Raw genomic sequence first — 20,758 nt, forward strand, 5'->3', positions numbered from 1 at the left:
CCTCCCTCCTACTTCTCAACTATCGTCTCTTTTACCTTCATTCCAAAGTGTCTTCCAGGTTCTTCTGTGTATACCAGAACTTCGTCTCCCTCTTTCAGGTCAACAACAGAGATAGGCTCTCCTTTGGGAGATGTAAGGCGAATGGTCTCTGCGTTTTGAAGTATTGCAGACACTTTTTTGCCATCTTTTGTTTTGGCTTCTATGAGAAGCATCGGCCGTCTTTCAACTTTTGCCCTTCCAACGTAGGCTACTCTTCCCTCACCTTTGTAGTTGTAAATCATCACCTCGTCGCCGCTCTCTATCTCTGATAGGTATTTAGTTTTGCCACCGGGAAGGCGGACGTACATGTGAACGGCTCCGGCGTTTACCCTGAAAGGCCTTGCAGCAACGTAAGGGTTTGATTCTGTTTCTGCGTGGACTAAGAACATCCCGGCAGAGGAGTTTCCAACGAGAGCTCCCTCACCGCGGGTCATGTTTGAGCAGGTGTCTATGCAGACCCTGTCGCACATTCCTATGGGTTTAACCCTTGTTATTTTGGCTACTTCAAGCTGAACTTTCTCTCCTGCAAGGTTTATGGCCTCTCCTGCAGCTTTTATTTCGTTAACGTCTTCTGTGTCAAGAACTACACCTTTAACGCCCTTTTCAAGAATCGTTATTGCCGTTTCTGCCTCTTCAGCGTTCCTGACCCAGACGTAAACGTCATCTCCTTGAGCCAAAAGGTTTTCTAACGGAATAATTGTCCAATCGGTTGTTTTCACGATAACTTTCTTGCCCTTTTTGAGGAGCTCCGCAGCCCTCTCCTCATCTTCCTTCCCTTTTATCTCAACGATAACGTAGTCTTCACCTAACTTATAGTCTCCGTCTGGTGCAATCGTTTTTACCTTTGCAAGCCTTTTAACTTTTTCGCTCTCAGGCTTTTCTAAGAGAAGCGCAGAGACTCCAGATTCAAGGGCAGCAGTAACAACTTTTTTGTTCTTCGGGTCTTTAACGTAAACGATCAGTTCCTTTTTCATTCCTTCCCTCCAACATCTGCAGTTTCATAGTCTTTCAGTATCAGCGAGTAATTAAAAACCGTATCTATCCCTACTTTTTTTGAAGCGTTCAAAATCTCTATACCAACAATCCTGCCATCTCTGGTAACGTCAAGGTTAACATCTCTTTCAACTTCAACTGCACCTTCAGGTTCCAAATCGTTGAACTTAATGTAAAGAGCATCCACTTCACTATCGTAAAAAACCTTCATAGCTCTCCTCTCTTTAAACGTTTCAACGGATAGTTAGTAATAACTACAATTTGGTTTGTCTTAACATCAAACACAATTTTCACAGGTAATTCAACTCCTGGTAAATTAACTATCAACTCGTTTCTTCCTTCTTTCCATATTCTGTTAGATAGCAGTTTTTCAATATAAGGAAGTGGTAGTTTGTAAAGTTTCGCCCTCCTTTTCGCATGGCGAGAGAATTTCACGTTCACTTTAACCTCGGGCCGAAGAGCACCGTTCCTATTCTTACAATTGTAGCCCCTTCTTCAACTGCAACGGGAAAGTCGTGGGACATTCCCATGGAGAGCTCCGGGAATTTCCTGTTAAAAACTTCTTCCATTCTATCTCTAATCTGGCGGAGCTCCCTGAAGTATGGCCGAACTTCCTCAGGGTTTTCAAGGTAAGGAGGAACGGTCATGAAACCCAAAACGTTTAGCTGTGGGAACTGAAGGGTGTAGGAAAGGAGCTCCTCTACTCTCTCTGGTGGGCATCCGTGCTTTGACTCTTCAGGAGAGAGCTTTACCTCAATTAGGAGGTCTATTTCTTTAATGCTCTTTCTCTCCATTCTCTTTAAGAGTTCGTCTACAAGCTCTTTCCTGTCTAAGGTCTCTATGCAGTTGAAGAGCTCAACGGCGTATTTCACTTTGTTTGTTTGGAGGTGGCCAATCATGTGCCACTGTGCACCTGTTAGGTCTTTCAGCTGAGGAATCTTCTCCCTCGCTTCCTGAACCCTGTTCTCCCCGAAAAGCCTTACTCCAGCCTCGTAGGCTTCCCTTATCTCATCTGGGGTTCTGGTTTTTGTGGCGGCAAGGAGTTTAACCTCATCGGTTTGCCTTCCAGCTCTCAGGCAGGCCTTCTCTATCTCTTCCATTATCCGTTTGTAGTTCTCCCTAATCATTTTCTAACCTCTCGTAAACTTCATCTGCAAAGAACCAGAGGTCGTCGCTTAAGTTAGACTCGGAGTTCTCCAGAAATGACTTCCAGTTCTTTAGATAACCCAGTTTGTAGAGGTGGTAGCTGGAGTCAACAAAACCACAGTCTTCAAACGAATCCTTACCGTTAAACCTGTAAATTCTCAGGTCAACAAACTTGTCAACTCCAGATTTAAAAAACTCCTCTGAAAGTCTCCGCCAGAATTCGTAGTTAGATTCTTTCAGAAAGAGCCTCGTTTTCCTGTCGGTTATGGGCTTTCCGTTTTTTAAGAAGAATTTGTACTTAAGGTTTACAACTACGCCAATTCCCCCGTCATCGGTTTTAACTACTTCCAAGTCTGAATCTTTAACGGGAAGGGTTTTAACGTAGTATCCCAGCCTGTCGGCAAGGGGAGATGAGAGCTTTGCGCTGTTAAAGATATCTATAAGCCTGTTGGTCTTTTTAAGAATAGAATCTACGTCTAAATCGGCGTTCTTTTTCACAGGTTCAAGGGAAGTGTAGTAGTGGTTCCTGTAAAAGTATCCGCCATTTCCTTTAAGAAGGGCTGTCCCTGGCTTAATAGCAATGGAGTTTACGCCGTCTGACAGTATGGCTCTTCTGTTTATAACCACAACCGAGAAATTTCCAGACTCAACGTTTAAGTCTTTTTTGGGAACCAAGAAAGCCCTGTTTCTAAAAATGCAAACGGCTTTCCCATCTTTAACCTTTGCAACGTAAAGAACGTCATTTTCTTTCAGGTCAAGACCGTTAAGGTTTTCCGGAGAAGTTATGAGGACAAACTTTAGGGGGAGCTCCCCCATAACTTTTTCAAGGGGAAAGTTAAAACTTGTGTAGTCAAGGTTGACCCAGCCGTTTTCTGTCTTTCCCCAGAATGTAAAGAGGGATGTGAGGAGAGCTCTCTCCCCCTTATTCAAGGTCTTTTCTATCTGACCCATTGGAGTCTGTCTTACTGAAACGGCACTTGCTACAACGTTAAATTCCTGAGAGTGTGAAACAGCAGGAAGCAGGAGTAAAAGAGACAACAGAAACTTCCTCATTCTTTCCTCTCCTTAAAGACGAACATCAGTGCCTCAGCCTCTGCAACCTTTTCGCCTGAAACTTTCTTCATAACCGCTTTAGTTATCTTAAATCTTCTCCTCTCTTCTTCCACCCAGGCCTCAACTTCAACCTCTTCGCCAACGTAAAGGGGAGAGTGGAACCTAACAGCTATCTTCCCGGTGAGGAACCGCTCCTCAATCTCCTGCAGGTATGCCATAGACTCGTCTAAGATGAGTGAAATTATCCCGCCGTGGATAACGTTATTGTAGCCTTGGTAGTATTTAGGAAGGGAAAAACGGCTGTAGACTCTGTCATCCTTCCTTTCAAACTTCAGGTGCATACCCTTTGGGTTTTCCTCACCGCAGACGAAACAGTAGTTGTCCCTTCTCAGCTTTTTTCCACTCATAGCAAATGAATTATAGGTTATAAATAGAAATAGGGAGGTAGAGATGAAGAACAAAGAGCTGGCAGACATATTTGACAAGTGGGCAGATATACTGGAGTTTATGGGAGATAACCCTTACCACATAAGGGCTTACAGGAATGCTGCAAGGCTGATAAGAGATCTTTCTGAAGATATAGAAGTGCTTGCAAAAGAGGGGAAACTCTCTCAGCTTCCGGGAATAGGCCAGAGGCTTCAGGCAAAGATATTAGAGTTTCTGAGAACCGGAAAGATTGAGGAGTTTGAAAAATTAAAGCAGCAGGTTCCAGATACAATCTTCACACTTTTAGATATTCCCGGTGTAGGGCCTAAAACCGTTAAGCTCCTCTACGATGAGCTGGGTATAAGGAGCATTGAAGACCTTAAAAGGGCAATTGAGAGGGGAGATCTTTTAAAGCTTCCCGGTTTCGGCCTCAAAAAGGTTGAGAAGATAAAGAAGGGGATAGAGCTCTTTGAAAAGAGCGGCGGAAGGATACTTTTAGGCGTTGCAGTGTTCATAGCCGACAGGATAGTGAACCAGCTGAAGGAACACTCTGCCGTTGAAAGGATATCTGTCTGCGGTTCAACAAGGAGGATGAAGGAAACAGTTGGAGATATAGACATACTGGCAACCGGGAAGAACAACCTTGAGATAATTGAGGCCTTCGTCAACCTACCGAACGTTAAGGAAATTCTCTGGAAGGGGACAAAGAAGGCTACAGTAATTGTTGAAGAAGGGGAACAGGTTGATTTAAGGGTAATTGAGCCGGAGTCTTACGGAGCGGCACTCCAGTATTTCACGGGATCTAAAGCCCACAACATTCACCTTAGAACAATATGCCTCAAGCTGGGCTACAAGCTCAACGAATACGGCCTCTTCAAGGGAGATGAAAGGATTGCCGGAAGAACCGAAGAGGAGATATACAGCGCCCTTGGAATGGACACTCCGCCCCCGGAGATAAGGGAGGATACAGGAGAAATTGAAGCGGCTCTGGAACACAGGCTTCCCAAACTGGTTGGATACGATGAGATAAAGGGAGACCTCCACATCCACTCAAACTGGTCAGACGGTGCATCAACCATTGAGGAGATAGCGAAAAAAGCTATAGAGATGGGCTATAGGTATGTTGCTATAACAGACCACTCAAAGAGTTTAAAGGTTGCAAACGGCCTTTCAGAAGAGGACTTAGAGAGGAGAAACTACGAGATAGACAGACTCAACGAGAAGTTTAAAGGGAAGATTAAGATACTGAAAGGGGCAGAGGTTGACATACTGCCCGACGGAAGCCTTGACTACCCCGACGAGATACTAAAAGAGCTTGACTTCGTTGTTGCCGCAGTCCACTCAAGGTTTACTCAGGACAACACGGAGAGGATTTTGAAGGCGATAAACAACCCCTACGTAAACGTTATAGCCCACCCAACGGGAAGGGTTATCGGCCAGAGGGAAGGGTACCCCTTAGACTTAGAGAAGGTAATGAAAGCTGCAGCTGAAACGGGAACGGCCTTAGAGGTTAACTCTTACTACAACAGGCTGGATCTGAGGGACGCCCACTGCAGGATGGCTATTAAGTTCGGGGTGAAGCTGGTCATAAGCACGGACTCCCACCACGTAGACCACATGTGGATGATGAAGTTGGGAGTTGGAACGGCCAGAAGGGGCTGGGTGGAGACGAAAGATGTTGTGAATGCCGGGGGTTTGAGGGAGCTCCGCCGGTTCGTAAAGGAGAAGAGAAAAAAGTTTGGCGTCAAGTAGTTGACTTTGAAAAAAGCAGGTTTAAATTTAAAATAGGATTTTAAGTTAGCTAAAACCAGATTTTAAGGAGGGAGAGATGTTTGGAGGATTCTTCGGAAGAGGATTTGGAAGAGGAAGAAGAGGGTTTGACCCCTTTGAGGATATGTTCAGGCAGTTTCAGGAAATAGAGAGAATGATGGCTGAAATGATGAGGGGGTTTGGTGGACTTGGAAGGGAGCTCCCCGGCTTTGAAGCAGGCTTTGAACCGAGGATTGAGATGTATGAAACCCCCGACGAGATAGTTGTAAGGGCCGAAATGCCAGGCCTTGATAAAGACAGCATAGACGTTAAGGTTCGCGGAAACTACCTGATAATAAGAGGTGTTAAGAAGCAGGAGCAGAAGGAGGAGAAGGACAACGTCTTCTTCAGCGAGACCTTCTACGGAGAGTTCCAGAGGGTAATTCCTCTGCCTGTAGAGGTTAAAGAAGAAGGGATAGAGGCATACTACGACAGGGGAGTTCTTGAGATAAGGTTACCCAAGGCCGAAACCGCAAGGAAAGAGGTTAAGATTATCGTCAAAGAGCCTGAGGAGAAAGACAAAGGCAAGGAAGATAAAGGTAAAGAGGAGAAGTAGACCGTTTGGTTACAGACTTTCCGAGAAATTTGATGGTGGCCGCCCGAAAGGGCGGCTTTTTATTTTGACAGAAGGAATTTCACAGCCGATATTTAATGAGAACGATTTTCAATTAGGTAAAGGAGGTTTATGTCTGAACTTGTTGTTATAAACGAGTGCAGCCACTTACAGCTTAACCCGAACGACCTGAAGGTTCTTCTGGTCTATCCGGGAGAGGAGAAGGTAGGTTTATCAAGCCTTGCAGTTCACAGAGTTTACTCCCTTTTGAACCAGATAGAGGGAGTGAGCTGTGACCTGATATTTGAAGGGCTTGAGAACTCCTACTTTTTAGGTCTCCATCCTAAAGAGTTTGATGTTATTGCCTTTTCCATAACCTACGAGAACCACATCTTTAAGGCCGCAGAGCTCCTCTCAGGGTGGGGAATAGAGCCCTTAAGGGAGAGAAGAAAAGACTCTCCCTTGGTCATTGGAGGGGGAATAGGCCTCTACTACAACCCGGCGCCTTTCCTTCCGCTGTTTGACGCAGTTTACCTTGGAGAGGCAGAGGGGAGAATTGAGGAGGTTTTTGGGGCTCTGCGGCAGAACCCTACCCTTGAAGTTCTATCAGAGTTTGACAACGTAATAGTCAGCAGGGACTACAGCTACAGATACAACGGCCTGCTGATTGAAGAGATAATCGGAGAGAGAAAAAGAATATACAGGTCAAAGGTTTTCCCCCAAACTCCGTCCCACTCCTGTTTTCTCACAGGAGATACGGCCTTTAAAGACATGTTCCTCATAGAGCTCAACAGGGGCTGTATAGAGAAGTGTCGGTTCTGCGTTGCAACCTACATGGGGCTTCCCTACAGGGAAAAGAGCTTGGAAGTTGTTGAAAAAGAGATAGCCCTTGCGTCTAAATACGTTGATAGAGTGGGATTGATAGGTGCAGGGGTAACCGATTACTCAAAGATGGAGGAACTTCACCAAATTCTCAAGAAATACGGGGTTAAAGCCTCATTCTCTTCCCTGAAGGCCTCTTCCCCTTCTCCAGAAATCTTTGAGATTATCAGGGAATCGGGGCAGAAAACGGTTACGATAGCTCCCGAGGCTGGAAGTGAAGAGCTCCGCTTCGCAATAAATAAAAAAGTTCCAGATGAAAAGTACTTCTCCTTTGCAGAAAAAGCCCTTGAAAGCGGAGCGGAGAACATAAAACTCTACTTCTTGATAGGCCTTCCAGGTGAAACAGATGAGGATATTAAGGCCATAGCGGAAATGGCAAGGAAATTCACCGAAATCGGCCGGAAATACTGGAAGGAGAGGAGAGTTAAAGGGGAAGTTCACCTGAGCGTTAACCCGGTAATAGCAAAACCCTTTACTCCTTTCCAGTGGTATGGGTTGAACCCTAAGTCGGCAGTAGAGAAGAAACTGAGGCTGCTTCAAAGGGAGCTCCGAAAAGTAAAAGGTATGAAGCTGACTCACGAAAACGTAAGGGATGCAGTTCTTCAGGCCATAATTTCAAGGGGAGATACGAGGGTAGGAGAGGCAGCAGTAATAAGCGCAGTTAAAAGGATTCCATTTAGAAAAGTTCTCAAAGAGATGGGGCTTCCCTTTGAGGAACTCTACACCAGAGAGAGGGAAAAAGAGGAGATTTTCCCTTGGGATATAGTGGAGAGCGGTATAAACAGGGAATACCTGTGGAGGGAATACCAGTTTACCTATCATAGGAGGTCAACTCCCACCTGCTTTCCCGGCTGTAAAGTTTGCGGCCTCTGTGGAACCGTTGAGGAGAAAGAGATTGTTAAGGTTTAATTGCAAATTTGCACTTTTCTCTATTGTAGGACGGGAAAACCAACGGATATTCAGAATATAATTCCGCTGTGAGTAAAAACTGAACAGGAGAGTCAATGCAAGTTTACCAGAGAACCCTTGCAAAAGAGGTCTCCTTTAGCGGTATAGGGCTCCACACCGGAAAGAAGGTAAACGTTCGGCTTGTTCCCGCACCGGCAGATACGGGAATCGTCTTCATAAGAACGGACATCAAAGGCTCTCCTTCTATAAAAGCCTCTCCGGAACACCTGAGCAGGCTCTTTTACGCAACAAACCTATCAGATGGAAACATAAGTGTTCAAACGGTTGAACACCTTATGGCAGCCCTTTCTGCCTTTGGAATAGACAACCTCTTTGTCTACTTAGATTCAGAGGAACTGCCGATTCTTGACGGGAGCTCCGCCCCCTACATCTACCTGTTTGAGGAGACGGGTGTTAGAGAGCTCTCCAAAAAGAGGAAGTACGCAGTTCTGAAAAAGGAAGTTTTGGTTGAGTTTGAAGGGAAGAGGATTCTAGCAGAACCCTCAGACAGGCTTGAGATAGACAACACAATCTCGTTCAACCACACCTACAAAAAGGTTCGCCATCAGAGGATAGTATATATCCATACTCTTAAAAATTTTAAAGAGATAGCAAAAGCCAGAACTTTTTGCTTTTACCAGGAAGTTGAAGCCTTAAGAGCTGCAGGCCTTGCAAGGGGTGGAAGTTTAGAAAATGCTATAGTTATAGACGACTACGGAATTTTAAACGAAGGAGGCTTAAGGCTTGAGAACGAGTTTGTAGCCCACAAAACCCTTGACCTCATCGGAGACCTCTACATTCTGGGTTATCCGCTCCTTGCAAAAGTAACGGCCTTTAGAACAGGCCACGCACTGAACGCAGCCCTCGTTAAGAGGATTTACGGCGAAAAACTCTACGAGCTTGTTGAGTTTGGAGAGGGAGCAGTAGAAGGAATAGAAGGAGTAGCCTTTGGAGAAGAGGGAGCTCCCTCAGTTAATTGAGAAATACATCCTTCAGATATCAATTTCAATATTCTTCATAATCTTAATTGCCCAAGCTCCCCTTTTATACTACAGCGTCCTTCCAAACATTCAGTTCAAAATTCTAACGGTAAGGTGTTTAACTCTAAACCTGCTCTCCGCATTTCTCTTCTTCTGGTTTAAGGATGGAAGGTTCAGGGAGCTCCTTCCGTTTCCTATCTTAGGGGTTTTAATATCTCTACTCTACCTAAAAACAGGGAAATTCTTACTTCTTCCATTCTGTCTCTCTGCAACTGCAACGTCTGTGATAGACGTGGCTCTCGTTGCCTATCTTTCAATATCTGTCAGGTTTGAGAGGTAGTTTTAAAGAACCTTTCAGCAACGGTTCTTACAAAATTCTTCTCTCCTTCTGTTATCTTCTTTTCCCTTATATAAGTAAGCATTAGAGGTGGAAAAACTGAAAGAGGTGAACTCTGGAGCTTCTCTCTATACCTGTGGCAGAAGTAGAGAACGTTAAGCTTTGTTTCAAAGGGAAGATTCCAGTTAAAAGCTTTTTTAGAAAGCTCGTTCTCAACCTTTTTAAACAGGTGTTCTGGAATGTCAACCTGGCTAAGCCCGTATATGGCGGCATTAAGGTAGGCAATCTCAACTCTGTTCCTTGCAGAAACTCTCCTCATTATGGTCAAAAGCTCGTAGATGAAAGAGACAAGCTCTTTTTCGCTGAGATCTTTCTTAAGGAGCTCCTCTAAAACTTTAACCCCTTTTGGATCTCTCCTGTTGAAGTGGCTCCTGAGAGCTCTTATGGAAACCTCTTCAGCATCGGCGTCTAAGGGAAAAGCTCTTACAACTGTTCTATCAGCAGAAAAGACCTTTACGGGAACTCTGAACTTGCCGTTGACAGGCTGAAGGGAGACAAACTCCTCACCGGAAAACTCCTCAACGGGAACGGGAAAGATTTTTGATAGAGCTCTGACAAAAGGCCGTCTCAACCTTCCAACAACAACTACTCTGTCAAGTTTCAACCTTTCCCTGAAAGTCTCCTCGTAGTTGTAAAGGGCAAAAACGACAGATGAGGAGAAGTCTGAAGGTGAGGTGATAAGCTCTCCAAAAGCTGCACTTCCTATAACAGGTGTAAGGGCAAGGTTTAGCTCATACTCTGGAACTGCCCTGCTGTAGCTAAAGAGTGGAATCTCTACTCTGTCCGTCCTTCCAAAGAGAAGACGGGCAGCAGAACTCCTGCACAGGTCCAAGACTTCTCCTCTGATTCCCTCTTTTCTTAAAGTGGCGTTTGATACTCCAGACTCCCCGATAAACCTGTTAAAGAGGTAGTTCCCAAGTGTATCTACAAGGTGAAACTCACCGAAGGGAAGTTTAAAGAGGAGCTCCCCGCCTAAAGAGAGGGAGGTCTGGGTGTACCCAACGTTGATGACTACGGTTCTTTTACTGAAGAAGTTGAAATCGTAGAAAACAGAAATTCTCTTTCCAAAGGAGTTCTTAAAGAGGTTCCTTATGAGGAACGTTGACTTCCCGTAGACGTATCCGGGCAGAACAACTTCCTCAAACGTGTGGGGCTCTAAAGGGTAGAGTGCAAATTCAAGAACGTCTATGCCGTCGTAGAAAACGTCTCTTATGAAGAGGTAGTCCTTTTTATCAAGTTTCTCAAGGAGAGAGAGGAGCTTTTTCTTCACCTCAACGGGAATAGAAGAGTAGTCAACGTTTATCTCCGAGAGGAAGTTATCCTTCAGCTTAAAGCTCCCATCACGGCTGTAAGAAAGTGGATATCCGAAGTAAACCCTCAAAACCTCACAACCTCTCTGTTAAAGGCGTGGTTTTTCTGCTTTTCTGGAGGCGGGTAGCCGTGGACAAAAACGGTCTTTTCAGGGGTTAGTGTATCAAGAATTTCCTCAAGCTCTCTCCTGTCTGAGTGGGCAGAGAGGTGGTGTTTCTCTATCTGGCACCTGAAGGCCGAAAGGAGCTCCCTGCTTGAAAGGAGCCTGTAGCCGAAGCTCTCCTCAGCCATGTATCCGCTGAAGATTATGGAACTCCTGCTGTCTTTAGCAAGGAGCTTGCTGTAGATGTAAGAGGGAGTCCCCTCAACCAGCATTCCAGAGGTTGAGAGTATGCAGTCAGCTTCCCTCAGGTTCTCCCTGCAGGCCTCCTCAAAGGAAAGACCCTGATAAGAGGGAGCCGGCTGGACGTAGTAGTTAAATAGGTTCCTGTTCAGCAGGTTCTCATATATGGTTGAAACGTCCCTTGCCAGGCCGTCAACGTAAACGGTAATGGGTGGAATAGCCCCGTTTCTCATCCCTTCTGAAAGGAGAAGGAGTATCTCCTGAGCCCTTCCAAGGGCAAAAGCAGGAATAAGAACCTTTCCACCCCTCTCAACAGTTTTCCTTACGGTCTCAAGGAGCTCCCTCTCGTCCTCACCCCTTTTGAAACGCCTGTCTGAGTAGTAGTAGGTGCTCTCAAGGGTTAATAGGGAAGCCTTTTCAGGGGGGAGCTCCGCACTTCCAACTGTCCTCTGAAAAGAGAGTGAAATGTCTCCAGAGTGGAAAACCATTGAACCGTCTCCGTAGTAGATAGCAACAGATGAAGCCCCCAAAACGTGGCCCGCCGGGTAGAGGACTATCTCAACATCTCCTAAAGTTATCCTGTCGTAGAACTCCCTCCTCTCAACCCTTGATAGGGCTTCATCAAGGAGCCTGTATTCCTTCCACTCCTCGTTTGAGTTCCTGTCTGTTATGTGGCGAACCTTTATGGCATCCTCAACCATAAGGGCAAGAAGTTGAGCCGTTTCGTGGGTTGTGTAAATAGGAGTATCGGGATAAAGGCTTGAGAGGAGGTGAACGCTCCCACAGTGGTCAACGTGGGCGTGAGTGATAACTACTGCGTCAAGCTCAGGGGCTAAGGCTTTTAAGAAGTCAAAGTCGGGATAGGGCTCCCTGTTGGAGAACCTAATCCCCGAGTCAACTAAAATCCGCTTTCCGGAAACTATGTAGAGGTAACAGCTTGCTCCTATCTCGTTCCCGCCGCCTACGGGTATAAACAGGTTTTCCATAGGCAGTGAATTTATTACCTGCCGTAAAGTCCTACAAGCTCGTCCTGTGCCAGTATATGCCCCTCAATAGCTCTAAGGAACTGTGGTTTCCTGATTCCAGGGGGAAGATTTATAGACGGAACATCCAGGGCGAACAAGAGGAAGAAGTACCTGTGGGGATTACCGGGTGGGGGACAGGGCCCTCCATAACCAACCCTTCCAAAGTCGTTTAGTCCCTGCTTTATGCCATACTCAAGCTCTGGAACCGGTGGAACGTCCTCAGGCAATCCTTCAAACGTTACCGGTATATCGTAGATAATCCAGTGGGTAAAAATTCCACCTGGAGCGTCGGGGTCATCAACCAAAAGAGCAAAACTCTGGGTCTCCTCTGGAGGATCCAAAAAGAGAAGGGGTGGTGAGATATCTTCTCCGTCGCAGGTATATTTAATGGGGATAAACTCTCCGTTCCCAAAAGCCGGGCTGAAAACTCTCATCTCTCCCTCCTACACGGTTCTCTTTTAGTTTATCACTTTATCAGAAAACAAAATCAACAGGCCTTCCACACCTTGGGCACTTCCCATCTGGAGTAAAAAGAACTTCAACGTTGTAGCCGGCCCGCTTCACAAGGAGCTCCCCACACTGCGGGCAGTAGGTAGACTCCCTCTCGGGCTCAATTACATTCCCAACGTAAACATACCATAGGTACTCCTTGCTGACGTCGTAGGCCATATCTATAACTTCAACAGGGGTTGGGGGAGTATCCATCAGCTTGTAGGCTGGGAAGAAGCGGGAGTAGTGGAGTGGAACGTCTTTTCCAAGGTTCTCTGCCACCCACTTCGCGTAGCGCTCAAAGTTTTCAGGGGTAAACTCTTCAAATCCAGGAACTATGAGTTTGGTGAGTTCAAGGTGCTTGTTGGCCTTCTTTATCTCTTCACACACCTGCCAGACGTTGGGGTTGGGAAAGGAAGAGAACTTCAGGTAGTAGTCCCTGTCCATTCCTTTAAGGTCAACGTTGAAAGCGTCTATGAGTGGAAGGAGCTCCCTAAGGGCATCAATATTTATATTCCCGTTTGTAACCATAACGTTCTTAAGCCCGGCCTCTTTTATCTTTTCTGCCGTGTCTTTGACGTACTCAAACCAGATGATTGGGTCGTTGTAGGTGTAGGCTATTCCTATTGAACCGTAGCGTTTTGCGTACTCAACAGCCATCTCCGGAGTGAAAACCTGTCTGAGGTGAGGAGTATCCCTCCTTGAGATTTCCCAGTTCTGACACGACTTACAGTCAAGGTTACAGCCGTTAGTACCAATTGAGAAGATTACAGAGCCAGGATAGAAATGGTACAGGGGTTTTTTCTCAATGGGGTCATAGTTGGCAGAGGTGATTTCGGAGTAGATGGTCGTGTAAAGGGTTCCACCTTCATTAACTCTTACCAGACAGAACCCTCTTCCGCCGTTGGGAATTACACATCCCCTCGGACATAAAACACACTTTACTTTACTTTCCTCTAAAGGCTTCCAGTACTCAGCAACTGTTTTCGGCATCTCTCCCTCCTGATAAAATTCAGTTATGTTAATCCTGTTCTTTAATTCAATTTAAGCCAGTATGGAAAAGTAGCTGTAAAATTGCGTAAAAAAAGGAGATAAGATGGGGGAAAGCAGGAACCTTTTTAACATACCTGCGTACATTAAGGTTGGGGACAAGCGACTCAAAGTAATAAAGTGGGGGATTGCAGGGGCAATTATAGAGAACGTCCCTTTTTTAGAATCTGAAGAAAATATTACGGCCGACTTTGTTTTCCCCTACGATGCTTACAACGAACTGGTGATCCCTGAGGTAAAGCTCCGTTGTGCTCCGGAGAACGGTACCCTTTTCTGTAGATTTGAGAACCTGTCAAAGGAGCAGGAGAGACTTCTCAAGTTCCTCGTAAGAGAATACTTGTGGAGAAGGATAATTTCAATTCCCAGTGAATTTATGAACTACACTCAGGACAGCGAAGTAAGGAGGGAGCTCCTCTCATTTAAGAGGAACCTTACCTTAAAAAAGAGGCTTAAAAGAGTAACCTACCTTGTTGGGTTTGTCGGTTTAGCTGGAATTTTCTTATTAGGTGCTAGAACTCTGTTCTACAAGGAAAATACAGGACTTACAGTGAAATACTCCGAAACAAGTAGAATCAAGAAAACTCAGGCCAACGGGGTGAAACTGGCTATTAGAGAAGGTGAAAACGATAAAAAGGGTGGAAATAGCAACTTTCTAAAAGCACCTTATCCAAAAATTAAAGCTAAGATGGAGAAAAAAACGGACAAAGGGAAAGTAAATACAAAAGGGAAAGCTACTACAATTAATAGCTTGATTAAAAAATCAAAAACTGTAGAAACTTCCAATAAAGAAAGAGCTACCGAGAAAAAAGAACTCCTTAGAACTGGAAAATACTACTGCGTTCAGGTGGCAACAGATGTATCTGCACAAAGGCTTATAAAATTGGCCGAGGAGCTTAAGGGTTTCCCTTACGTAAGGGTAGAGAAGATTGGGAACTTTTACACCCTGAGGGTCGGTTTTGATCAAACCTACAGAGAAGATAAAAAACTCGCTGAGGAAATAAAGAGAAGAATTCACAGAAAAGTCTTTCCAAGAGTTTGCGCCTATAAGCCAGAAAGGTGGATCTACCCACAGATAGAGGTTAAATAGTTCTCAACAGTAGAAACAGCTTCATCTAAAGTTTCTACTTTGAAGGGTTTAACCTCTGAAGGTGTTGATCTGGCGTAGAGCTTGTCGTAGTAGTTAACCATCAGCTCCGAAACGGCTTCAGGGTATTTTTTCTCCTCTATAAGTTTTCTTATCTCCCTGTACTTCTCATCTCCTAAAATTTTTCTTATTCTTGAAAGAGCTTCTAAGTAAACCTCTGGAGAGAACCTATCCACTCCGTAGTCCTCCATAGAGATACGAACCCTCTCTTTTAAAGGAAGTTCAATGTAAATCTTATCTCCCTCCTGCATTGCTTTCCAGAAGGGCTCCGGTATAAATAGCTTTCCTATTTTCCTGCTTTCTCCCTCAACTAAAATACAGGGAGAGTCTTTTAGCCTTTCAAGTTCCTGCCACAGGAAAGCATCAAACATTTTCTGAGAAGGTTGGTTTAGCCCAATCCCTCCGAAAACAGAACCTCTATGGCCTGCAAGTCCTTCAAGGTCTATAACCGGATAGCCTTTCTCCTTCAGAATCCTGATTATCCTTGTTTTACCGCATCCTGTAGGGCCATAGAGAACCAAGAGTTTTTTTCCTTTAAGGATTTCGGCCATCCTCTCCAGTATGTATCGGCGGAAGGCTCTATAGCCTCCAATGAGCCTTGGAACGTTAACACCGGCAAGGTTACAGATAGCTGCAACGGCAAGGCTTCTTAACCCTCCTCGCCAGCAGTAGACAACAACTTTTCCCTCTCTATCCTTTATCTCTTTAATATCCTTCACTATTTTATAGAGCTTCGGTCCCACCAATTCCAGGGCATAGAGCCTTGCCTCTTTTTCGCCTTTTTCGTAGTAAACCTTAGATACCTTCTTCCTTTCTTCAGCAGTAAATAGAGGAACGTTGTAAGCTCCCGGAATGTGGAAATCCTCAAACTCTTCAGCCGTTCTGGTGTCTATAAACCTGTATCCCTTTTTAAGAGCTTCTTCTACAGTTATCTCTCTTACTAACTCCATTTTTCACCTTAAATAAGACAACTCCAAAAGCTCCAAAGGGCGAGTTAAAGCCCAGCTCTCTTTCCCACTCTTCCTTAATAAAAGTGCCGAGGCTTAAATTAAGCGTAGTCAGGAACTTTTCCAGTTTTAACCTCTTCCTACCTGCCTCGTTAACGTACCGAGCAAGCTTTTCAAGTTCGCTCTTCGTTATAAAGGTAGAGAGTGAATAGACGGAGCTCCCGAAATTAGATTTAAACCACCTGTACAGGTTTAAGAGGGAGTATCTGTTTAGAAAGGCAACAAGGATTCCCTTTCTTGAAACCCTTGCCGCCTCAAGGAGAGCTCTTTTCCTATCGGTGATAAACTCAAGACTTGTCACAAAGTAGGTAAGGTCAAAAGAGTCGTCTGGAAAGGGAAGTTTCAGAGCTGTTCCGTTTACGAGCTTTTTCAACCCCTTTTTCTTCGCCTGAAGGAGCATATCCATTGAGAGGTCAAGACCTACAGGTTCGGTAAATCCGTTCTTCTTCAGGAATTCCATCCAGACACCGGTTCCACAGCCCACTTCAAGGAGATCTCCTCCCCTAAACGGAGAAAGAACCTTTAAAAGGAGCTCTCCCTCTAACTTTTTTACAGTAGCTCCAAAGGAGGTTTCAAAAAATCGGTCGTATTCCCAGGCAGCCTTACCGGTAAAGGGATTACTCACCTAACGGTTCCCTCCCGGTAATCCCTTTCAGTTTTAAGATCCTTATGACTTCTTCAATGTCTTCCGAGGTTATTTTTACACTTTTGTGAACCTCAACAAGTGGGTAAGGGTAACCGGAAACAGAGTAGAAATTCAGGTATCCCAAAACTTCCTCAAAACTTCCGTTCCTTTCCGGAAGTTCCAGAACTTCAACCTTGTTAACCTGATCTTTTAGCTTTACGAAGGAAACTGTAAATTCAAAAGTCCTTAGCAAATCGTCAAACTTTCCAGGGTACTTAAACTTCTTCTCCTCGTCTACCCTCTTCCCGTATTTAGGCTCAATGTATCCTGGGGGAAGGTTTAGAAAATTTAGAACAGCAGCATCGGGAAGAAGAGTATCAAGGAAGTGAAGCCTAGAATCGGACTTTTTGGATACAGCCACCAGGCACTTTCCCTTTTCCCTAACCTCTTTCAGAAGGAGATAAATGGTGTAGAGGTACTCCAAATACTCAAGGAACCCTGCTGCAACAGCGTAATCCCTGCCGGAGAACTTCTCCTGAATCTCGTTGTAGAAATCTTTGGCGTTTATCCGGTCTGTTGAGTAAATTCTCTCCAGTTCCTGAAAGAGTTTCCACATTCTCTCTCTTATTTCGCCGTTACTGGAAACTTCATGGTAGAAGGAAGGTGGTCTTATAAGGGCTCCGATTACAGAGCCATCAAGCATTAAGAGGGAAACTTTTGGAAGAATAGAGAGAGCTCTCTTAAACTCCAATATACCCATCAGTATTCTGAGTCTTGAATCTGAATACTCTGAGGGTTTTAAAAGATCAACATCCGCATCTATTTCAATTCCTGAAGGTTTACCGCCGTTAAACGTCACAGATGCAGCACCAACTGCGTAAACAACGTATCCTGAAAACTCTTTCCTGTTCCTGCTGCCGTCAACTGCTCCAACAGAACCGGGAGAAGTAGATGGGGGGAGCTCCCGCCACACCCCCTTAACCTTCTCTAAAATCCTGTCAAGTCCGTTGGGAGAGATGGAAACTTTCCCCAACCTTCTGTAGGCCGCCTCTATAAGAACCCCTCTAATAGTCAAGCTGAACCTCCTGTAATAGTGCATATATTATATGCTGCAGCGGAGGAAGTATGAAAAGAAGGTTTAAGCTTTTTACCGTTCCGGTATTTTCAGCACTGCTTTTCCTTTTACTTGCAAGTTTTATCAACGCCATTATCCTGCCGCAGAAAGAGAAACTTGAAAACGCAGAGGCGAAAATTGAAGAAACAAATGAAGAACAGAAACCGGAACTTGTGAAGGAACTTGAAAACGACTTCAAACTTCAATACCAGCTTTTTGAGAAGGCGGAAATTGAAGGAAACAGATTTGTATACAACACTGGGAATTACAAAATCATTTTCACAGTAGACCCTCAGTTCCAGAAAATTGTTGAAAGGGAGTTTAAGAGATTCAAAGTAAAGTATGGTGCCTATGTGGCCTTAGACCCAAAAACTGGCTCAGTTGTAGCTGCAGTTTCAAGTCTTAAATATCCAAACCTTCTCTTTAAACGCTCATTTCCAACAGCCTCAACCTTCAAAATTGTAACAGCAGCTGCGGCTTTAGATACAGGGATTGCTACTCCAAAAACAGAGCTAAACTGTGGAGGGTTAGGGGACTCCTGTTCTCCCTCGGTCTGGCTCAACAGCTCCTATAGAGTTGAAAGGATCTTCTCTCAGTCTTTCGCCACTTCTGCCAACCCGTTTTTTGGGAACCTTGGAAGGCTTATAGGAAAGAAAAGGCTCATGGAGTATGCCTACCGGTTCGGATTTAACAGGAAAGGTTACGACTTCCCGTGGGGAATTTTAAGGGAACCCCTTGACGATTACGAATTAGCCCTTACGGCAGCCGGACTCGGCGATACTGTAACCAGCCCCTTCCACGAAGCACTCATTGCCCAGACGATAGTAAACGGCGGAGTGATGGTCAAACCCCACATAGTAGAGAAGGTCATAGACCTTAAAACGGGAAAGGAGTACGACTTTAAACCTGTTAACATGGGACGAGTGGTAAAAGAAAAAACGGCAGATGAGATAAAAAAAATGATGGTTTTAACCGTAAAGATTGGAACGGTAGCAAATAGAAAGTACTTCAGGCTTCTCAGAAAGTACAGCGGTCTTACAGTCGGCGGAAAAACGGGAACTCTTACGGAGCGAAGTTATCCTGAGGGAAGGTGTGAGTGGTTTACCGGGTTTATGAGCTACCGAGGTAAAACCCTTGCTGTTTCGTCTGTAGCGGTTAACAACTGGCTTTACTATCTATCAGGATATGAGATATCGGCAGTTGCAGCTGCAGACTTTGTTAAACTACAGGAGAGATACGCAAAAGGAGGGGAAAGATGTGCGTCTTCTGTAAGATAGTAAAGGGTGAAATACCTGCAAAGGTCGTTTACGAGGACGAAAAGGTTATGGCCTTCCACGACATCAATCCCCAGGCACCGGTTCACGTTCTTGTGATTCCAAAGGAGCACATCCCTACGGTTAACGATTTAAAAGAGGAACGCAAAGAACTTATAGGCCACATATTTACGGTTATCAAAGAGATAGCAAAAGAGCTGGGAATAGCCGAAAGCGGCTACCGGGTTCTGGTTAACTGTAACAGGGATGGAGGTCAGGAGATATACCACCTCCACTTCCACCTGCTGGGAGGAGCTCCCTTAGGGCCGATGGTCTGCCGTTAACCGGAGAACTTATTTAGGTACATCATCTTGTCTGCCCTATCAAGGGCTTCCTCAAAGGGCTCTTCAGGGGAGCTCCACAAACTCCAACCTGCAGAGAAGGAGATGGGGACGGGGAGCTCCCCATCTCTGTTAACATTTTCCGTGTTTAAAACAATTCTCCGAACTATTCTGTTTAGAACTCTCTCATTTGCCTTAGGGACAAGAATTAAAAACTCATCTCCTCCTACTCTGAAAACGAAATCTCCCTTCCTTACAGACGACCGGAGTATAGATGCAAACTGCTGAATGTAAAGGTCTCCAATCTTATGGCCGTAGATATCGTTAACCTTTTTTAGGTTATTCAGGTCTAAGTAGATAATTCCGACAGGAAAGTTCTCTCTGTTCCTTGAAAGAAAGTGGAGCTGTTCCTGAAGAAAGTGGCGGTTGAAAACTTCCGTTAGGGGATCTCTGAAGGCGTAGTAAACAATCCTTTTGGGGAGTGTTCTCTTTGCAAGAAACTCAAAAGAATCAACTAAATCGTTGAGGGCGTCAAGAAGAGGTTGGGCAAGAACACTCTCATCGCTGTAGATCCGCTTTACAAAGTTCCAGCCTATAACCTCCTCAATCCGGTTTAGAACCTTTAAAAGCTCCCTTGGGTAGTTTTCTGGCAGTTTTAAGCGTCTCAGAAAAGCCCTCTGGAACATTTCACACTGGAAAAGCAGGGCACTTTTCCTGCCCACTTTCGGGATGGGAAATCCCAACCGTTGACAGCCAAACTGATAGTCCTCTTCTGCCAGCCTTAAGAGAAGACCTCTATCAATACCTATCTCGTCGGCAAGTTTCTTTATTTTCTCTATCTCCCGCCGGGAGAGTTTCTCTAAACCCTGTCAGCCACCGGCAACGCCTATAAAGAACTCGTCCTTCCCTGAGTAGAACTTCAGGGGAATCACAAAGTTTAGCTTTCCGGCAAAGCAGGTGTGGAGAAACGGTTTCTTTCGCCTCTTCGCTTTTTCAAACCGTTCTCTTCTGTCTGCTTCACACCTTTCTGGAACTCTTGAACTGATGACCTCACAGTAAGGAGGCATAAAATCCACAAACCTGAGATTGCCACTTTCGTCAAATATTCCAACAGAGGCCCCAAGGTAGGAAACAAAGTTCTGTAAAAGCCTCCCTAACTCTTCTGGATTAAAGTATTTGTCTAACCTGTCTATTCTCACTACTTCATCCGCCTCTTTAACTCCTCGGCTATCTCATCGTAGGTTATACCGCTGTTTACAAGGGCAACTGTTAAGTGGTAGAGAAGGTCGGAAACCTCATAAACGGCATCTCCTCTATTTCCAGACTTAAGGGCCAGTATTGTCTCTATTGCTTCTTCTCCAACTTTCTGAAGGATTCTGTCTTCGCCAGCCTTAAAAAGGGATGCGGTGTAGGAATTTTCTGGGAGCTCCCTCTTTCTCTTCTCAACAACCCTGTAGAGCTCCTCTAAAATTTCACCTATTTTCATTTTTCCTCCGCTACTTTCCTGAAGAAACAGCTGTATTCTCCTGTGTGGCAGGCAACTCCTTTCTGGTCAACTAAGTAAAGGAGAGTGTCGCCGTCGCAGTCAAGTAAAACTTCTTTAACTTTCTGAACGTTTCCAGAAGTTTCACCCTTTTTCCAGAGCTTCCCCCTTGAACGGGAGTAGTAGTGGGCATAACCGGTTTTAAGGGTTTTCTCAAGTGCTTCTCTGTTTGCGTAGGCAACCATGAGAACCTTTTTCGTGTTGACATCCTGAACCACAACGGGAACTAAGCCGTTACTTTTATCAAAATCTATCTGGCTCAAAAGTTCTGTGTTTACCTTCAAGGT

General features: G+C 45.0%; 24 protein-coding genes. 8 read left to right on the plus strand and 16 right to left on the minus strand.

Features of this window, described 5'->3' with window-relative positions:
* Positions 1-8: 8 nt before the first annotated feature.
* From F8H35_RS01820 to F8H35_RS01840, 5 genes are all read right to left on the minus strand, one after another.
* Positions 9-1,013 (minus strand): 3-dehydroquinate synthase II, encoded by a 1,005-nt coding sequence (locus F8H35_RS01820; RefSeq protein ID WP_472571864.1) that lies wholly within the window; start codon positions 1,011-1,013, stop codon positions 9-11.
* Complete coding sequence (locus F8H35_RS01825) at positions 1,010-1,243, minus strand: DUF2283 domain-containing protein (RefSeq protein WP_472571865.1); 234 nt, start codon at positions 1,241-1,243, stop codon at positions 1,010-1,012. Before F8H35_RS01825 ends, F8H35_RS01820 begins: the two co-directional genes overlap by 4 nt.
* A gap of 226 nt (positions 1,244-1,469) precedes the next feature.
* Positions 1,470-2,159, minus strand: a complete 690-nt coding sequence (locus F8H35_RS01830; protein WP_472571866.1) for a YggS family pyridoxal phosphate-dependent enzyme — start codon at positions 2,157-2,159, stop codon at positions 1,470-1,472.
* Complete coding sequence (locus F8H35_RS01835) at positions 2,152-3,231, minus strand: hypothetical protein (RefSeq protein WP_472571867.1); 1,080 nt, start codon at positions 3,229-3,231, stop codon at positions 2,152-2,154. The genes F8H35_RS01830 and F8H35_RS01835 overlap by 8 nt, the downstream gene beginning before the upstream one ends.
* Positions 3,228-3,638: a hotdog domain-containing protein gene (locus tag F8H35_RS01840; protein WP_472571868.1), complete on the minus strand. Its 411-nt coding sequence runs from the start codon at positions 3,636-3,638 to the stop codon at positions 3,228-3,230. The genes F8H35_RS01835 and F8H35_RS01840 overlap by 4 nt, the downstream gene beginning before the upstream one ends.
* A 43-nt stretch (positions 3,639-3,681) precedes the next feature.
* On the opposite strand from F8H35_RS01840, the gene polX reads away from it, so the two are divergent.
* The 5 genes from polX to F8H35_RS01865 all read left to right on the plus strand — a co-directional run bounded on the left by polX (position 3,682) and on the right by F8H35_RS01865 (position 9,169).
* Complete coding sequence (gene polX, locus F8H35_RS01845; protein WP_472571869.1) at positions 3,682-5,409, plus strand: DNA polymerase/3'-5' exonuclease PolX; 1,728 nt, start codon at positions 3,682-3,684, stop codon at positions 5,407-5,409.
* 76 nt (positions 5,410-5,485) lie between these two features.
* On the plus strand, positions 5,486-6,022 hold the full coding sequence (locus tag F8H35_RS01850; protein WP_472571870.1) for an Hsp20/alpha crystallin family protein: 537 nt from the start codon (positions 5,486-5,488) through the stop codon (positions 6,020-6,022).
* A 129-nt stretch (positions 6,023-6,151) separates the two neighbouring features.
* Positions 6,152-7,810 carry a radical SAM protein gene (locus tag F8H35_RS01855; RefSeq protein WP_472571871.1) on the plus strand — a complete coding sequence of 553 codons (1,659 nt, stop codon included), beginning with the start codon at positions 6,152-6,154 and terminating at the stop codon, positions 7,808-7,810.
* 95 nt (positions 7,811-7,905) lie between these two features.
* Positions 7,906-8,829, plus strand: a complete 924-nt coding sequence (gene lpxC / locus F8H35_RS01860) for a UDP-3-O-acyl-N-acetylglucosamine deacetylase (RefSeq protein WP_472571872.1) — start codon at positions 7,906-7,908, stop codon at positions 8,827-8,829.
* Entirely contained in the window at positions 8,798-9,169 is a 372-nt protein-coding gene (locus F8H35_RS01865; RefSeq protein WP_472571873.1) for a hypothetical protein, read from the plus strand. Before lpxC ends, F8H35_RS01865 begins: the two co-directional genes overlap by 32 nt.
* On the opposite strand, the gene F8H35_RS01870 is transcribed toward F8H35_RS01865, so the two are convergent.
* The 4 genes from F8H35_RS01870 to amrS are packed head-to-tail and all read right to left on the minus strand — an operon-like array spanning position 9,153 to position 13,387.
* Complete coding sequence (locus F8H35_RS01870) at positions 9,153-10,607, minus strand: hypothetical protein (RefSeq protein WP_472571874.1); 1,455 nt, start codon at positions 10,605-10,607, stop codon at positions 9,153-9,155. The two genes, F8H35_RS01865 and F8H35_RS01870, sit on opposite strands and share 17 nt — an antisense overlap.
* On the minus strand, positions 10,604-11,866 hold the full coding sequence (locus F8H35_RS01875) for an MBL fold metallo-hydrolase (RefSeq protein WP_472571875.1): 1,263 nt from the start codon (positions 11,864-11,866) through the stop codon (positions 10,604-10,606). The genes F8H35_RS01870 and F8H35_RS01875 overlap by 4 nt, the downstream gene beginning before the upstream one ends.
* Before the next feature lie 14 nt (positions 11,867-11,880).
* Positions 11,881-12,339, minus strand: coding sequence for a YbhB/YbcL family Raf kinase inhibitor-like protein (locus F8H35_RS01880; protein WP_472571876.1), 459 nt, complete (start codon positions 12,337-12,339; stop codon positions 11,881-11,883).
* Positions 12,340-12,379: 40 nt separating this feature from the next.
* Positions 12,380-13,387, minus strand: coding sequence for an AmmeMemoRadiSam system radical SAM enzyme (amrS, locus tag F8H35_RS01885; protein ID WP_472571877.1), 1,008 nt, complete (start codon positions 13,385-13,387; stop codon positions 12,380-12,382).
* A 103-nt stretch (positions 13,388-13,490) separates the two neighbouring features.
* Here amrS and F8H35_RS01890 point away from each other — a divergent pair, with 103 nt between their 5' ends.
* Entirely contained in the window at positions 13,491-14,531 is a 1,041-nt protein-coding gene (locus tag F8H35_RS01890) for an SPOR domain-containing protein (protein ID WP_472571878.1), read from the plus strand.
* On the opposite strand, the gene mnmH is transcribed toward F8H35_RS01890, so the two are convergent.
* From mnmH to F8H35_RS01905, 3 genes are read right to left on the minus strand one after another with little or no spacing between them, the layout of a single operon-like run.
* Positions 14,507-15,538, minus strand: coding sequence for a tRNA 2-selenouridine(34) synthase MnmH (gene mnmH, locus F8H35_RS01895; protein ID WP_472571879.1), 1,032 nt, complete (start codon positions 15,536-15,538; stop codon positions 14,507-14,509). The genes F8H35_RS01890 and mnmH overlap by 25 nt on opposite strands.
* A complete protein-coding gene (locus F8H35_RS01900; protein WP_472571880.1) occupies positions 15,498-16,220 on the minus strand; it encodes a class I SAM-dependent methyltransferase in 723 nt (240 codons plus the stop codon). Before F8H35_RS01900 ends, mnmH begins: the two co-directional genes overlap by 41 nt.
* On the minus strand, positions 16,213-17,295 hold the full coding sequence (locus tag F8H35_RS01905; RefSeq protein ID WP_472571881.1) for a DNA double-strand break repair nuclease NurA: 1,083 nt from the start codon (positions 17,293-17,295) through the stop codon (positions 16,213-16,215). Before F8H35_RS01905 ends, F8H35_RS01900 begins: the two co-directional genes overlap by 8 nt.
* A gap of 50 nt (positions 17,296-17,345) precedes the next feature.
* Here F8H35_RS01905 and F8H35_RS01910 point away from each other — a divergent pair, with 50 nt between their 5' ends.
* Together F8H35_RS01910 and F8H35_RS01915 are read left to right on the plus strand one after the other, a co-directional pair.
* Complete coding sequence (locus F8H35_RS01910) at positions 17,346-18,611, plus strand: penicillin-binding transpeptidase domain-containing protein (RefSeq protein WP_472571882.1); 1,266 nt, start codon at positions 17,346-17,348, stop codon at positions 18,609-18,611.
* Positions 18,590-18,931, plus strand: coding sequence for a histidine triad nucleotide-binding protein (locus tag F8H35_RS01915; protein WP_472571883.1), 342 nt, complete (start codon positions 18,590-18,592; stop codon positions 18,929-18,931). Before F8H35_RS01910 ends, F8H35_RS01915 begins: the two co-directional genes overlap by 22 nt.
* Here the strand turns inward: F8H35_RS01915 and F8H35_RS01920 are convergent.
* The 4 genes from F8H35_RS01920 to hisI all read right to left on the minus strand — a co-directional run bounded on the left by F8H35_RS01920 (position 18,928) and on the right by hisI (position 20,755).
* A complete protein-coding gene (locus F8H35_RS01920) occupies positions 18,928-19,650 on the minus strand; it encodes a GGDEF domain-containing protein (RefSeq protein WP_472571884.1) in 723 nt (240 codons plus the stop codon). The two genes, F8H35_RS01915 and F8H35_RS01920, sit on opposite strands and share 4 nt — an antisense overlap.
* 147 nt (positions 19,651-19,797) lie before the next feature.
* Entirely contained in the window at positions 19,798-20,127 is a 330-nt protein-coding gene (locus F8H35_RS01925) for a PocR ligand-binding domain-containing protein (protein WP_472571885.1), read from the minus strand.
* Positions 20,127-20,414 carry a phosphoribosyl-ATP diphosphatase gene (hisE, locus tag F8H35_RS01930; RefSeq protein ID WP_472571886.1) on the minus strand — a complete coding sequence of 96 codons (288 nt, stop codon included), beginning with the start codon at positions 20,412-20,414 and terminating at the stop codon, positions 20,127-20,129. Before hisE ends, F8H35_RS01925 begins: the two co-directional genes overlap by 1 nt.
* Positions 20,411-20,755, minus strand: a complete 345-nt coding sequence (hisI, locus tag F8H35_RS01935) for a phosphoribosyl-AMP cyclohydrolase (protein WP_472571887.1) — start codon at positions 20,753-20,755, stop codon at positions 20,411-20,413. Before hisI ends, hisE begins: the two co-directional genes overlap by 4 nt.
* Positions 20,756-20,758: the final 3 nt, after the last annotated feature.

Origin of the sequence: Thermovibrio sp. (assembly GCA_015488335.1) — a bacterium.
Classification (GTDB): domain Bacteria; phylum Aquificota; class Aquificia; order Desulfurobacteriales; family Desulfurobacteriaceae; genus Balnearium.